The 13,554-nt window shown below is 76.2% G+C and carries 13 protein-coding genes; 5 read left to right on the plus strand and 8 right to left on the minus strand.

Features of this window, described 5'->3' with window-relative positions:
* On the plus strand, positions 1-830 hold an 830-nt coding region (eutC, locus tag ACJTNH_RS15760; protein ID WP_458177279.1), incomplete at its 5' end, for an ethanolamine ammonia-lyase subunit EutC.
* Between the two features lie 12 nt (positions 831-842).
* Here the strand turns inward: eutC and ACJTNH_RS15765 are convergent.
* Positions 843-1,130 (minus strand): hypothetical protein, encoded by a 288-nt coding sequence (locus tag ACJTNH_RS15765; RefSeq protein WP_458177281.1) that lies wholly within the window; start codon positions 1,128-1,130, stop codon positions 843-845.
* 37 nt (positions 1,131-1,167) lie between these two features.
* On the opposite strand from ACJTNH_RS15765, the gene ACJTNH_RS15770 reads away from it, so the two are divergent.
* The gene (locus ACJTNH_RS15770; RefSeq protein WP_458177282.1) at positions 1,168-1,821 is read left to right on the plus strand and encodes a hypothetical protein; all 654 of its coding nucleotides are present in this window, start codon (positions 1,168-1,170) and stop codon (positions 1,819-1,821) included.
* Between the two features lie 37 nt (positions 1,822-1,858).
* On the opposite strand, the gene ACJTNH_RS15775 is transcribed toward ACJTNH_RS15770, so the two are convergent.
* Genes ACJTNH_RS15775 through ACJTNH_RS15790 form a run of 4 tightly spaced genes read right to left on the minus strand, consistent with a single transcriptional unit; the run spans position 1,859 to position 8,710 of the window.
* The gene (locus ACJTNH_RS15775; RefSeq protein ID WP_458177284.1) at positions 1,859-2,599 is read right to left on the minus strand and encodes an ANTAR domain-containing protein; all 741 of its coding nucleotides are present in this window, start codon (positions 2,597-2,599) and stop codon (positions 1,859-1,861) included.
* A gap of 48 nt (positions 2,600-2,647) precedes the next feature.
* Positions 2,648-6,085, minus strand: coding sequence for a thiol reductant ABC exporter subunit CydC (cydC, locus tag ACJTNH_RS15780; protein WP_458177286.1), 3,438 nt, complete (start codon positions 6,083-6,085; stop codon positions 2,648-2,650).
* Positions 6,082-7,101 carry a cytochrome d ubiquinol oxidase subunit II gene (gene cydB / locus ACJTNH_RS15785; RefSeq protein WP_458177288.1) on the minus strand — a complete coding sequence of 340 codons (1,020 nt, stop codon included), beginning with the start codon at positions 7,099-7,101 and terminating at the stop codon, positions 6,082-6,084. The genes cydC and cydB overlap by 4 nt, the downstream gene beginning before the upstream one ends.
* A 25-nt stretch (positions 7,102-7,126) precedes the next feature.
* Entirely contained in the window at positions 7,127-8,710 is a 1,584-nt protein-coding gene (locus tag ACJTNH_RS15790; RefSeq protein ID WP_458177290.1) for a cytochrome ubiquinol oxidase subunit I, read from the minus strand.
* 115 nt (positions 8,711-8,825) lie between these two features.
* Between ACJTNH_RS15790 and ACJTNH_RS15795 the strand changes: the two genes are divergently transcribed.
* The 3 genes from ACJTNH_RS15795 to ACJTNH_RS15805 are packed head-to-tail and all read left to right on the plus strand — an operon-like array spanning position 8,826 to position 11,110.
* Entirely contained in the window at positions 8,826-9,191 is a 366-nt protein-coding gene (locus ACJTNH_RS15795; protein ID WP_458177292.1) for a BlaI/MecI/CopY family transcriptional regulator, read from the plus strand.
* A 2-nt stretch (positions 9,192-9,193) separates the two neighbouring features.
* Positions 9,194-10,135: a M48 family metalloprotease gene (locus ACJTNH_RS15800; RefSeq protein WP_458177294.1), complete on the plus strand. Its 942-nt coding sequence runs from the start codon at positions 9,194-9,196 to the stop codon at positions 10,133-10,135.
* 36 nt (positions 10,136-10,171) lie between these two features.
* Positions 10,172-11,110 carry a quinone oxidoreductase family protein gene (locus ACJTNH_RS15805; protein ID WP_458177296.1) on the plus strand — a complete coding sequence of 313 codons (939 nt, stop codon included), beginning with the start codon at positions 10,172-10,174 and terminating at the stop codon, positions 11,108-11,110.
* A 6-nt stretch (positions 11,111-11,116) separates the two neighbouring features.
* Here ACJTNH_RS15805 and ACJTNH_RS15810 read toward each other — a convergent pair whose 3' ends face one another.
* The 3 genes from ACJTNH_RS15810 to ACJTNH_RS15820 form a co-directional block, all read right to left on the minus strand.
* Entirely contained in the window at positions 11,117-11,440 is a 324-nt protein-coding gene (locus tag ACJTNH_RS15810) for a MerR family transcriptional regulator (RefSeq protein WP_458177298.1), read from the minus strand.
* Positions 11,441-11,504: 64 nt separating this feature from the next.
* Positions 11,505-11,987 (minus strand): Hsp20/alpha crystallin family protein, encoded by a 483-nt coding sequence (locus ACJTNH_RS15815; RefSeq protein WP_458177300.1) that lies wholly within the window; start codon positions 11,985-11,987, stop codon positions 11,505-11,507.
* A gap of 155 nt (positions 11,988-12,142) precedes the next feature.
* Positions 12,143-13,531, minus strand: a complete 1,389-nt coding sequence (locus tag ACJTNH_RS15820; RefSeq protein ID WP_458177302.1) for a glutamine synthetase — start codon at positions 13,529-13,531, stop codon at positions 12,143-12,145.
* Positions 13,532-13,554: the final 23 nt, after the last annotated feature.

Genomic DNA, 13,554 nt, shown 5'->3' on the forward strand with positions numbered 1-13,554 from the left:
CCCCCCCCCCCCCCCCCCCCCCCCCCCCCCCCCCCCCCCCCCCCCCCCCCCCCCCCCCCCCCCCCCCCCCCCCCCCCCCCCCCCCCCCCCCCCCCCCGGACGATCCGTGGGCGGTGCTGCGGGAGGCGACGCGGGCGCGGGTGGCGCTGGGCCGGGCCGGGGACGGGCTGCCGACGACGCGGGAGCTGGAGTTCCGGGCGGCGCACGCGGCCGCCCGGGACGCGGTGCACACCGCGCTGGACGCCGGCCGGGTTCGCACCGCGCTGACCGCGGCCGGCGTCGAGCTGGACGTGCTGGAGGTGCACAGCCGCGCACCGGACCGGGCCACCTACCTGCAGCGCCCCGACCTGGGGCGGCAGCTGGCCGAGGGCACGCAGCTGCCCGGCGGGCCGCACGACCTGGCGCTGGTGGTCGCCGACGGGCTGTCGCCGCGCGCGGTGCACGAGCACGCCGCCGGCACGGTGGCCGCCGTCCTCGACCGGCTGCCCGGCTGGTCGGTCGCGCCGCTGGTGCTCGCCCACCAGGCGCGGGTGGCCCTCGGTGACCCGGTGGGCGAGGCGCTGGGCGCCGGCATCGTCGTCGTCCTGGTGGGGGAGCGGCCGGGGCTGAGCTCGGCCGACAGCCTGGGGCTGTACCTGACCCACGGCCCGCGGCCGGGCCGGGCGGACTCCGAGCGCAACTGCATCTCCAACGTCCGCCCGCCGCACGGGCTCGGCTACGCCCAGGCCGCCGACACCCTGGCCGCGCTGGTGCAGGCGTCCCGGCAGCTGGGTGCCTCCGGCGTCGTCCTCAAGGACGAGGGGACGGCGCTGCCCCCGGGCGCCGCCTGACGGCGGCCGGCCTCAGGAGCGGGAGGGCTGCTCGAAGCGGCGGAGCGGCCCGATCCTCATGACCGTGTTGAGCAGCGCCTCCAGCGGGTGGCGCTGCGGCCGCTGCACCTCCGCCGGCCAGTCCGGGGCGAGATCGGGGTCGGCGTCGGCGGTGGCGACGTCGGCCACCCGGCCCTGCAGCCGGGCCCGCACCTCATCGGCCGAGTAGGCGCGACGGTGGCGTTCGTGGCGGACCAGGACGGCGCCGGTCGCGGCCACGCCGACGATCCCGGCGACTCCGAGCAGCTTCGAGGGGCGCATGAGCCGTTACGGTAGTGGTGTGGCTCACTCTCGTGCGGTGTCCCGCACCTCCGGTCGTGTGTTGTCGCTGCACGAGGCCGTCGAGCTGACCCGGACCGGCGACGTCTGGGTCTTCCGCGGCGCCTCGCTGGCCGACCGGGCCATCCAGACGCTCACCAACGCCCCGGTGAACCACGTCGGGATGGCCGTCGTCCTCGACGACCTGCCGCCGCTGCTCTGGCACGCCGAGCTGGGGCACTCGCTGGCCGACGTGTGGTCGGGGCGGCACCAGCGCGGCGTCCAGCTGCACGACCTCTCCGACGCCGTCTGCGTCTGGAAGAAGCGCTACGGGCAGCAGGCGTGGCTGCGGCAGCTGGTCGGGCCGGCCGACGACGGCGGGGTGACCCGGGAGATGGAGGACGCCGTGCTGCGCACCATCGCCCGCCTGGACGGCAAGCCGTTCCCGACCACCCGGCACCTGGCGCACGGCTGGGTCAACGGCAAGCTCCGCCGGCACCAGACCAACGACACGGTCTTCTGCGCCGAGCTGGTGGCCACCACCTACACCGCGATGGGCCTGCTGGCCAAGGACCGGCCGCTCAAGGCCTACGACCCGGGCAGCTTCTGGTCCGGTGACGACCTGCCGCTGGTCGGTGCCCAGCTGGGGGCGGAGATCCAGGTCGACGTGCCCGACGGGCCGGCCTGCGACTGAGCCGGACCCGCACCCGGCACCACGATCGGCGGGCCGTTCAGCTCGCGCCGGGCCGCCCGATGACGTCGGCGGGCACCAGCCGCCCGCTGACCAGGTCGGCGGCGACCGAGTCGACGGTGCGACCGGTGCCGTAGGCGTGCGCGCGGAGCACGGCCAGCGCCTCGCCGGCCTCGACGTCCAGCGCGGCGGAGGTCAGCCCGACCGCCTGCCAGACCTGGGCCCGGCGCTCCGCCGCCGGGCTGTGCAGCCAGTGCGGGCCCTCGGCCTCCGACCAGGTCGACCAGACCGCGGCGTCGCTGAGCGCCGCGGCGGCCAGGTCGCCGACGGCGACGGCGTCGAACACGTCCAGCCGGGCCACGTCCGCCGGGTCGGCGAGGAACAGGTCCAGTGCTCCGGTGCCGGCCAGGGCGTGCCGTACCGGCAGTGACACCACACCTCGGTAGGGCGTCTGCTCGAGCAGGAGTGCGGCGAAGACCGGCCACCGCCGCTGCAGGTCCTCGACCACCAGGAAGACCGGCTGCCCGGTGGTGACGGCGAGCAGGCAGGGCCCGTTGCCGACGGTGAACTGCAGCCGCTCCGCTCGTCCAGCGGCGGCGGGGCTCGCGCCGAGCGGGCACCGGCCCAGCCGGGGCAGCTGCACGCTCAGGCCGGCGCCGTCGACCGGCAGCACCCGGGTGACGGCCCGGGCCAGCCGCTCGGGCAGCAGGTGCCCGTCGTCGTGCTCGCTCCCGGCGGTCTCCGCGGCGAGGGCGGCGGTGAAGCGCTGGGCCAGGCTCACCGCCCCATGATCACCTCCGGCGACCGGGAGCACACCCGGCCGCCGGGGTCAGCGGCGCGCCGCCACCTGTGCGTGCGTGCCGAGGTCCACCACGGTGTCGTCGGCACCGGCCAGGTCGTGGTCGTGCGTGACGCAGACGACCAGCCGGCCGGCCAGTGCCCGGCGCAGGTCGGCCACCAGCGCGGCCGCCGTAGGCGGGTCCAGGTGCGCGGTCGGCTCGTCGAGCAGCACGACCTCGCGGTCGGCGAGCAGCGCGCGGGCGACGGCCAGCCGCCGTCGCTCACCGCCGGACAGCGACGTGCCGCCGGCGCCCACCGGGGTGTCCAGGCCCGCGGGGAGGGCGGCCAGCAGCGGGCCGAGCCCGGCGTCGGCCAACGCGGCGCGCATGGCCTGCTCGCCGTCCGGGCCGGCCAGCTCGCCGCGTGGGCGGGCCAGCGCCAGGTTGGCCCGCAGCGGGGCGTCGAAGACGTGCGCGTCCTGCGGGCACCAGGCGATGGCCGCCTGCACGTCGTCCCGGGTGAGCCGGGCGACCGGCACCGGCCGGCCGCCGTCGCTGAGCACGTGGTCGCCGGAGACCGGCCGGAGCGCGGCCATCAGCACCGACAGCAGCGTCGACTTGCCCGACCCCGACGGCCCGGTGACCACCAGCCAGCCGCGGCCGGCGGTGGCGACCAGGTCCAGGTCACGCAGCACACCGGGCCGGCCGGGCCAGCCGGCGGTGAGGTGCTCGGTGGCCAGCTCCCGCACCGGCCGCGGCGGGGTGAGCCGGTCGGCCGGGGCGGGGTCGGCGGCCACCGGCTCGGCCAGCACCGCCTCCACCCGGGCGCGGGCGTCGGCCCAGGCCAGCCGGTGGCGCCGGGCGGCGCCCAGCGCGGTCAGCGGTTCGAGCAGCGCCAGCGGGGCCAGCGCCAGCACGGCGGCGACCGGGGCGCTCACCTCCCCGGCGCGCACCGCGGCGGCCCCGGCCCACAGCGCGAGCACGGCGGCCGACCCGGAGGCCAGCGCCGCGATCGCGTCACCGGCCGCGGCCGCCGCGGCACCGGCCTGGGCAGCGCGACCCTGGCGGCGGCCCAGCGCGTCGAGCCGGTCGACCGCAGCCGGGGCCAGCCCGTGCGCCCGGAGGTCGCCGGCGGCCTCCAGCGTCCCGGCGGTCTCGCGCAGGGTCACCGTCTGCAGCTCGGCGGCGGCGCGGGCCACCCCGCGGTCGGCCCACCGGTGCACCCCGAGGACGGCGAGCACCGCGACGAGCAGCACCGCGGCCACGAGCGCACCGGCCCGCGGCTCGAGCACGGTGAGCACCGCCGTCGTCCCGGCGAGCACCACGGCCGAGACCAGCGGCGGGGTGACCACCCGGACCGAGAGGTCCTGCAGCAGCCCGACGTCACCGACCAGCCGGGCCAGCGCCCGGCCCGGGGTGCGGTCGGCGGCCGGGCCCTGCCCGATCAGCGCCCGCCACAGCCGCAGCCGGGTGTCCGAGGCGAGCCGGAAGGCGGCGTCGTGGCTGGCCAGCCGCTCCAGCCAGCGCAGCAGCGCGCGGCCCAGGCCCGAGCCCCGGACGCCGACGATGGCGACCATCAGGGTGAGGATCGGCGGCTGCTCGGCGGCCCGGACGATCAGCCAGCCCGACACCGCGGTCAGCGCGACGCCGAAGGCGCTGGACGCGGCGCCGTACCCGACCGCGCGGGTGACCGCCCGCCGCGGCCAGGACAGCCCGGCGGTCGGTGCAGCCGAACTCGTGGCGCCGCTCGTGGGGGCACCCGGCAGCTCGCCGGCCGGCGCGACCACCGGGGCGCCCGCGGGCCCGGGCACGGTGGTCAGCGCGGGGACGGCGGTGCGGCCGGGCAGGTCGACGGCCCGGTCGGCCAGCACCGCCAGCGCCGGCTCGTGGGTGACCAGCACCGTGCACAGCGAGCCGCGCAGGCGTACCAGCAGCTCGGTGACCCGGGCGGTGGCGGCGGCGTCGAGGGAGGCGGTCGGCTCGTCGAGCAGCAGCACCCGGGCGCCGCGCTGCACCCGCACCAGCGCCCGGGCCAGCGCGACCCGCTGCAGCTCACCGGGGGAGAGGGTGCGGCAGGTGCGGTCGCGCAGGTGTTCGGCGTTCACCCAGCCCAGCGCGGTGTCGGCGAGGTCGGTGGCCCGCTCCGCCGGCAGCTCACCGGCGTGCCGCGCGAGCTCGTCGAGCACGGTGTCGGCGACGGTGTGCGGGAACTGCGGGACGACGGCGACGTCCGCCGGGGCGAGCACGACACCGTCCACCTCGGCGGTGCCGCCGTCCAGCAGCTGCCCGGCGAGGACGGCGAGCACGGTGGACTTGCCCGAGCCGCTGGGCCCGCGCAGGGCGACCAGCTCGCCGGGCTCGACGGTGAAGGAGAGGTCCTCGACCGCCGGGGCGCCGCGGCCGGGGAAGGCGACGGTGAGGCCGGTGACGGTCAGCCCGCGCAGCTCACCGGTGGGCGGGGCGGCCACGACCGGCCGGGGTGCCGGGGTGGTGAGCACCGCGCGGGCGGCGGCGGCGGCCTCGGCGGCGTCCTCGGAGGCGTGGTGCGCAGCCCCCAGCGCGCGCAGCGGGGCGAAGGCCTCCGGGGCGAGCAGCAGGGCGAGCAGGCCGACGTCCAGGCTCATCGTCCCGTCGGCCAGCCGGATCCCGACGGTCACCGCGACCAGCGCGACCGACAGCGTCGCGAGGACCTCCAGCACCAGCGAGGAGAGGAAGGCGATCCGCAGGGTGGCCAGCGTGCGCCGGCGGTGCGACTCACCGAGCTCGGCGAGGGCGGCCAGCTGGTCGGCGGCTCGGCCCAGGCCGACCAGCACCGGCAGCCCGCGGACCAGCTCGGCGACGTGCCCGGCGATCCGGTCCAGCGCCCGGGCGGCCTCGACCGTCTGGTCGCGGGTGTGCAGCCCGACCAGCGCCATGAACAGCGGGACCAGCGGGAGGGTGACCGCGACCAGCACGGCGGAGAGCCAGTCGGTGACGCCGATGGCCAGCAGCACCACCGGTGGGACGACGATCGTCTGGGCCAGCGCCGGCAGGTAGGTGGCCAGCGCCGGGCCCAGGTCGTGCAGCCGGGTGGTGGCCAGCACCGCGGCCGGGCCGCTGCCACCGGCGGCGGTGACCGCCTCGCCCTCGCCGGCCAGCAGCCGGTCGAGCAGCCGGCGGCGCAGGGTGTCCTCGGCCCGGCGGGCGTCCCGGGTGGCCAGCACGCCCCCGGCCCAGGAGCCCAGCGCCCGGACGGTGACCCCGGCGAGGGCGACCAGCAGCGCCGTCCCGGGCGTCGTCCCGGCGGCGACGTCGGCGACCGCGCGGGCCAGGCCCGCGGCGAGCAGCACCACCCCGGCGGTCTGCACCAGCGCGACGACCGCCGCCCGCACCAGCGCCCCGGTCAGCCCCGGCACCCCGGCCAGCGCCCCCAGCGGCCCCCGCCCCGACGCCCCGGAGGGGCCAGAGTCGCGACTTCGGCCCCTCCGGGTGGTGGTGCGCCCGGTCATGCGTGCACCGGCTCCTCGGTGTGCGGGGTCTCCGGCTCGGCGGTCAGCCGCTTGCGGAACACCCAGTAGGTCCAGGCCTGGTAGCCCAGCACCACCGGCAGCCCGAAGCCGGCGGCCCAGGTCATGATGGTGAGCGTGTAGTCGCTGACCGACGCCTCGGCGATGGTGACGGAGAAGGCCGGGTCGACGGTGGAGACGACCACCACCGGGTACACCGCGCCGAAGATCGTCGCGGCCGAGGCGAGCATCACCACCGCCCAGGCGGCGAACGCCTGGCCCTCGCGGTCGACCCGGATCCGGGTCCAGCTGACCAGCACGGCCAGGGCCGCGACCAGCCACAGCACACCGGTGACGAACGTGCCCGACCGCAGCTGCACCAGCCCGGCCCACGCCAGCAGCGGCAGCGCGGCCACCGGCGACCAGCGGACGGCGAACCGGCGGGCGGCCAGCCGCACCGGGCCGTCGGTCTTCAGCGCCAGGAACACCGCCCCGTGCACCATCGAGTACGCCAGCACCGCGACGCCGCCGAGCAGCGCCGACCAGGTGACCCCGGCGAACGCGCCGCCCACCCGGATGCCGTCGCCGTCGATCGGCAGGCCCAGGGTGGTGCCACCCAGGGCGGCACCCACGCCGAGCGCGGCGATCAGCGAGCCGGCGGTGATGACGTGGGTCCAGGTGCTGTCCCACTGCGCGGTGTGGTGCGAGTGCCGCCACTCGAAGGCCACCGCCCGGATGATCAGCCCGAACAGCACCAGCACGAACGGCAGGTACAGCGCCGGCAGCCAGGTGGCGTACCAGCCGGGGAAGGCGGCGAAGACCGCGCCGGCCGCGGTGATCAGCCAGACCTCGTTGCCGTCCCAGAGCGGGCCGATGCTGCGCAGCATGAGGTGCCGGTCGGCGGGCTTGCGGCCGATCACCGGGAGCAGCGCGGCGACCCCGAAGTCGAAGCCCTCCAGCAGCAGGAAGCCGATCCAGAGCACCGCGACCGCGGCGAACCAGACTGTCTGCAGGTCCATGTCAGCTCTTCTCGATCAGTTCGGGTCAGTACGCGAAGGACAGGACGTCGTCGTCGGACTCGCGCCGGGTGCTGGCGCTGCCCGGGGTGACGTCGGCGCCGCCGCTGACGTCGTCGTCCGGCGAGCCCTCGGGGGTGTGCCCCGGCGTGGGGGCGCCGTCGCTGGTGGTGACCCCGCGGCGGACGAACCGGGTGAGCAGCCACAGCTCCACCACGGCCAGGGCGCCGTAGACCAGGGTCAGGCCGATCAGCGACGTCCACACCTCGGTGGCGGTGACGCCGGGGGAGACGGCCTGGGCGGTGAAGAAGTAGACCTGGTCCTCGCGCGGGACGTCGGGGTTCGGGTAGACGACGAAGGGCTGGCGGCCCATCTCGGTGAAGATCCAGCCCGCGGCGTTGGCCACGAACGGGGCGCCGATGGCCAGCACCGAGCCGTAGACCGCGATCGGGTTGGTCGGCACCCGGCCCTTGCGGGTCGACCACAGGGCGTAGGCGCCCACCGCCGCCGAGACCATGCCCATGCCGATCATCAGCCGGAAGTTCCAGTAGGTGACCGCCAGCAGCGGGGTGTAGTCGATCGGCTCGCCGGCCTTGTCGCCGAAGGAGGGGTCGTCGGGGTAGGTGGCCCCGTAGGCGGCCGAGTACTCCTCCTGCAGCTCGTTCACCCCGGGGACGGCGGTGGAGAAGTCACCGTGGGCGAGGTAGGAGAGCAGGTAGGGGACGGTCCAGGAGTGCACGTCGTCGCACTCGTTGGAGCCGAGCTTGCCGAAGGCGAAGACCGAGAACGGGGCGGGCGCCTCGGTGGTGCACAGCGCCTCGGCCGAGGACATCTTCAGCGGCTGCTGCTCGTACATCAGCTTGGCCTGGTAGTCGCCGGTGACCGCGACCAGCAGGAACGCCGCCACCGAGACCCAGCCGCCGAGCCGTACCGAACGGCGCCACACGTGGTGGTCCGGGTCGGTGGTGGGGGCGCCGGCCAGCGTGCGCTTGCGCAGGTGCCACAGGCCGATGCCCACGAGCGCGGCGCCGGCGACCATCAGCGCGCCGACGATGGTGTGGCTGAACGCGGCGAGCGCGGTGTTGTTGGTCAGGACGGCGAAGAAGTCGACCTGCACGGGCCGCCCGGTGGCGTCGTCGGTGACCACGCCCACCGGGTGCTGCATCCAGGAGTTGGCCGCGATGATGAAGTACGCGCTGACGATCGAGCCGATGACCGCGGCCCACAGCGTGGCCAGGTGCACCTTCTTCGGGATCCGGCCCCAGCCGAAGATCCACAGGCCGAGGAAGGTCGACTCCAGGAAGAAGGCGAGCAGCGCCTCCAGGGCCAGCAGCGAGCCGAAGACGTCTCCGACGAACCGGCTGTACTCGCTCCAGGCCAGCCCGAACTGGAACTCCTGGACCAGGCCGGTGGCGACGCCCAGCACGAAGTTGATCAGATAGACGCGGCCCCAGAAGCGGGTCATCCGCAGCCACTCGGGCTTGTCGGTGCGCACCCACATGGTGTGCATGACCGCGACCAGGATCCCGAGTCCGATGGTCAGTGGGACCATCAGGAAGTGGTAGACGGTGGTGATCCCGAACTGCCACCGAGCGATGTCCAACACGTCCACCGGGGTTCCTCCAGCTGCTGACGTACGATCGACGAGTTCTTTCTACGCCAGGTAGAACAATTTTTTCTACGAGATGTAGAAGACGCGCCGTGTGAGCTGGCCGACAGGGGGACCCATGAACACGCTGGGCGAGCTGGAGCGCACCGTGCTCGAGCACCTGTGGTCGATCGGCGCCCCGGCGACCGCCACCCAGCTGCGCGACGAGCTCAGCGACCGGGGGCTCGCGCTGACCACCGTGCACACCGTGCTCACCCGGCTGGAGCAGAAGGGGTTCGTCGACCACGACGACTCCCGGCCCCGGCAGTTCCGGGCGCTGGGCACCCGGGAGGACCACGTCGCCGACCTGATGCACGAGGTGCTCGGCCAGGCCGGTGACCGGCAGGCGGCGCTGGCCCGCTTCGTCGGCAGCGTCGGGGACGACGAGATGCGGATGCTGCGCGAGCTGCTCGCCGGCGCCGGGAACGACGCGGCGCCGGCCTGACCGTGCTCCCCGCGACCGCGCTGGCCCTCGGGGTGCTGGCCGCGCTGCTGGCCTGGCCGGTGCCCGCGGCGCTCGCCCGCGCCCGCTGGCCGCGCCGCGACCCGCTGGCCGCTCTGGTGTGCTGGCAGGCGATCGGGCTGGCCGGGGGCCTGTCGATCATCGGCGCGCTGCTGGTGCACGGGCTGGCGCCGTGGGGGCACTCGCTGCCCGAGGCGTGGTGGCACTGGGTCACCCGGCAACCGGCGCAGGAGGTCGTGCGCGGTGACCACTGGGTCGCCCAGACCCTCGCCGCGGTGCTGGCGCTGGAGCTGCTGGGGGTGCTGCTGCTCTCCGGCGTGCGCACCGCCCGCACGCGCCGGCGGCACCGCGAGCTGCTGGAGCTCGTCGTCCGGCCCGGCGCGGCGGCACCGGTCGAGGACGAGACGCTGCTGCTCGACCACCCGGCGCCGGTCGCCTTCTGCATCCCCGGCGCCCGCCCGCTGCTGGTGCTCTCCTCCGGCATGGTCGCCGAGCTCGACCAGGCACAGCTCGACGCCGTCGTCGCCCACGAGCGGGCCCACCTGCGCGAGCACCACCACCTGCTGCTCCTGCCGTTCGTGGCCTGGCGGGCGGCGCTGCCGGTGCTGCCCGCCGCCGACCGCGCGCACGACGCCGTCCGCGACCTGGTGGAGATGCGGGCCGACGACGTCGCGCTGACCGCGCTCACCGGCCCGGACCCACGGCGCACCCTGGCCGCGGCGATCGTCGCGGCCGCGGGCGGCTCCGGCGGTCAGGTGCCCGAGGGGGCGCTGGCGGTCAGCGGTGGGCCGGTCGCCGTCCGGGTGCGGCGGCTGCTCGCCCCGGCCGACCCGTTGCCGGCCCGGGCGCGGTGGACGGCGCTGACCTGCGCGGTCGCGCTGCTGCTGGTGCCGACCGTGTTGCTGCTGCTGCCCGCCCTGGTCTGAGCGGCCGAGATGCTCGGCGACCTCTAGCGTCGGGCCATGGACGCAGCAGTGCTCACCGAGCCCGGCACCCCCACCTTCGCCTCCTTCGACGACCCGGTCCCGGCGGACGGGCAGGTGCTGGTCGACGTACGGGTGGCCGGGGTCAACCCGGTGGACGTCGCCATCGCCGCCGGGGTCTTCGTCACCAAGCCGCCGTTCCCCTCGGTCGCCGGCCGTGAGGGCGTCGGCACCGTCGAGGGGCGGCGGGTGTACTTCAACGGCTGCGTCGCCCCGTTCGGCTCCATGGCGCAGCGCACGCTGGTGCCCGCCGGCTCGCTGCTGGACGTGCCCGACGGGCTGGACGACGGCCTCGCGGTGGCCTGCGGGATCGCGGGGCTCGCCGCCTGGCTGCCGCTGCAGTGGCGGGCCCGGCTGCAGCCGGGGGAGACGGTGCTCGTGCTCGGGGCCAGCGGGGTGCTCGGCACGATCGCCGTCCAGGCGGCGAAGGTGCTCGGCGCCGGCCGGGTGGTCGCCGCGGCCCGGGACGCCGACGCGCTGCGGCGGCTGACCGGGCTGGGTGCCGACGCGACCGTGCAGCTGTCCGACGACGAGCCGGTCGCCGACCTCGCCGGGCGGATCCGCGACGCGGCCGGGGGTGGGGTGGACGTGACCATCGACCCGGTCTGGGGCACCCCGGCGCTCGCGGCGATGGGAGCGGCCCGGCAGGGCATGCGGCACGTGCAGATCGGGCACTCGGCGGCGCCGGCGGCCGAGCTGGTGGCCGGCGGCTTCCGGGAGGCGATGGTCGACCTGCTCGGCTACACCACCCGGCACGTGCCCGGCGACGTCGTGGCCCGGGGCTGGGCCGAGCTCACCGGGCACGCCGCCGCCGGGCGGATCGGCGTGGAGGTGGAGCGGGCGCCGCTGGCCGACGTGGCCGCGGTCTGGCAGCGGCAGGTCGCCTCCGCCCACCGCAAGTTCGTGCTGGAGCCCTGAGCCGGCTCACCGGCGCCGGTCGCGCAGTTCCTGGCGCGCCGTGTCGCGCTCGGCGCGGGCGTCGGCGAGGTCGTCCTGCAGCTGCACGATCACCTGGGCCGAGCTGAGCAGGTGGCCGTCGTCCAGCAGCACCCGCACCCGGGCGGCCAGCTGCAGCTGGTGCCGGGAGTAGCGGCGGTGGCCGCCGGGGGAGCGGTGCGGGTGCAGCACCCCGGAGGAGTCCAGGCTGCGCAGGAAGGCGGCCTGGACGCCGAGCAGGTCGGCCGCCTGGCTCATGGTGAGCACCGGGTGGTCGGGGTCGTCCAGGCGCTGCAGCGGGTCGGTGCTCATGGGTCCTCCGGAGACGACGGGAGGGGCGGGACCGGGTGGTCCCGCCCCTCCCGGGGAGCGTCGGTCAGCTCTCGACGGCGGGCTGCTCGCCCTCGATGGTGTGGGCCTCCACCGCGGCCGGGGTGTCTGCCCGGGTCACGGTGATCTTGCGGGCCTTCGCCTTCTCGGCGACCGGGATGCTCACGGTGAGCACACCGTCGTGGTAGCTGGCCTCCAGGCGGTCGGTGTCCAGGCTGCGGCCCAGCACCAGCTGCCGGGTGTAGCTGCCGAACGGCCGCTCGGCCACCTGCCACTGGGCGCCCTCGATCTCCGGGACGGAGCGCTCGGCGCTGATGGTCAGCGTGGTGCCCTCGACCGACAGGTCGATCGAGCCGGGGTCGACGCCGGGCAGGTCGAAGTGGGCGACGAAGTTGTCACCCACCCGGTAGGCGTCCATCGGCATGCCGGCCAGCGGGCGGGCGGTGGTGGTGCCGGTGCGACCGGTCAGCTGGTCCAGCGCCCGGAAGACGGACGACGTGGACGCGAAGGGGTCGTAGGAAGTCAGCATCATGGCTGCGTACCTCCGGTGTCGTGCGGGAGTGCGGTCGTCGCTGCCTCTGGCGAACCTCCAGTGGCAGCTGGAGATTACCTCGGGCGTGCGGTGATGTAAACGTCTCCGGCAGAGAAATCTTCCAGCCGGGACTGGAGATCCGGCAGGGCCCGTCACCAGCGCCACCGGACGGCGGCGGCGACGTCCTCGGCCGGGACGCCGTCGAACAGCGCGAGCTCACCCCGCCGGACCTCGGCGATCGTGGTGGCCAGCTCCGGTCCGAACGCGGCGGCGAGCACGTCGTCCCGCTCGAACGCGGTCACCGCCTCGCCCAGCGACGACGGCAGCGCGGTGATCCCGGCGTCCCGCCGTCCGGCCTCGCTCAGCGTCGCCGGGTCGATGCCCACCGGGTCCGGCAGTGCGGTGCCGGCGCGCACCCCGGCGGCGCCGGCGGCGAGCAGGCCGGCCAGCAGCAGGTAGGGGTTCGCGGCGGCGTCCACGCACTTGACCTCGACGTTGGCCGCCGCCTGCCGGTGGCCGCTCGGCCCGGTGACGAACCGGACGGCGGCCTCCCGGTTCTCCAGCCCCCAGACGGCGTAGGCGCCGGCCCAGTGCGACGGCACCAGGCGCAGGTAGGAGGCGACGCTCGGCGCGCCGACGGCGAGCAGCCCGGGCAGGTGCTGCACCAACCCGGCGACGAACGCCCCGCCGTCCGCGGTCAGGCCGAAGGTGCCCGAGCCGCCGCTCATCAGGTTCTCGGGCCCCCCGTCCGGAGAGCTCCGCCACAGCGACAGGTGCACGTGCCCGCCGTTGCCCACGCCGTCGGCGGTCACCTTCGGGGAGAAGGACGCGCGGAGGCCGTGCGCGATGCTCACCGCGGTGATCGTGGCCCGCACCAGCAGGGCGGTGTCCGCGGCGGCGACCGGGTCCTCGGCGGCGACCGAGACCTCCAGCTGGCCTGCCGCGTACTCGGGGTGGAACTGCTGGACCGCCACGCCCTGGGCGTCCAGGGCCACCAGCAGGTCGCGGGCGTAGTCGGAGACCTCGATCTGCCGGGTGAGCCCGTACGCCGGCCCGGACAGCGCCGGCACGAAGGCGTCCCCGTCCTGCCCGAGAGCCCACTCCACCTCGAACGCGGCCCGCACGCTCAGCCCGTCGGCGGCGAGCTCGTCGACCAGCCGGCGCAGCAGCGAGCGGGAGCACTGCGCGTGCGGGACGCCGTCCTGGGTGTACCGGTCGACCGGCGCCCAGGCCCACCCCTCCTGGGCTGCGAGGACGGTGAGCCGGGAGAGGTCCGGGTGCAGCCGCAGGTCACCGACCGCGCTGCCCGCGTGCGTGCCGGCGATGATCGAGTCGTCGACCAGGAACCCGTCGAACACCGGGCTCATCCCGACGCCCCACTGCGCGGCGCTGGGCAGTTGTGCCAGTGGCACGGCCTTCATCCGGGTGATCCCGCTGGTGTCGACCCAGGGCAGCACCACGCCGACCACCCCGGCGCCCGCCAGGTCGTCGAGCACCGCCTCGGCGGCGGCCCGTCGTTCGTCCCGCTCGTGCAGCTCCATGTGGCCTCCGGTGTGGTCGGGTG

The sequence above is a fragment of the Modestobacter lacusdianchii genome (assembly GCF_054177765.1).

What these genes read in the sequence shown, in the direction of transcription:
- ACJTNH_RS15765 (WP_458177281.1), bottom strand. Translation starts at nt 1,130, where the DNA reads ATGCGCCCCTCGAAGCTGCTCGGAGTCGCCGGGATCGTCGGCGTGGCC.
- cydC (WP_458177286.1), bottom strand. Translation starts at nt 6,085, where the DNA reads ATGACCGGGCGCACCACCACCCGGAGGGGCCGAAGTCGCGACTCTGGC.
- cydB (WP_458177288.1), bottom strand. Translation starts at nt 7,101, where the DNA reads ATGGACCTGCAGACAGTCTGGTTCGCCGCGGTCGCGGTGCTCTGGATC.
- ACJTNH_RS15795 (WP_458177292.1), top strand. Translation starts at nt 8,826, where the DNA reads ATGAACACGCTGGGCGAGCTGGAGCGCACCGTGCTCGAGCACCTGTGG.
- ACJTNH_RS15805 (WP_458177296.1), top strand. Translation starts at nt 10,172, where the DNA reads ATGGACGCAGCAGTGCTCACCGAGCCCGGCACCCCCACCTTCGCCTCC.
- ACJTNH_RS15810 (WP_458177298.1), bottom strand. Translation starts at nt 11,440, where the DNA reads ATGAGCACCGACCCGCTGCAGCGCCTGGACGACCCCGACCACCCGGTG.
- ACJTNH_RS15815 (WP_458177300.1), bottom strand. Translation starts at nt 11,987, where the DNA reads ATGCTGACTTCCTACGACCCCTTCGCGTCCACGTCGTCCGTCTTCCGG.
- ACJTNH_RS15820 (WP_458177302.1), bottom strand. Translation starts at nt 13,531, where the DNA reads ATGGAGCTGCACGAGCGGGACGAACGACGGGCCGCCGCCGAGGCGGTG.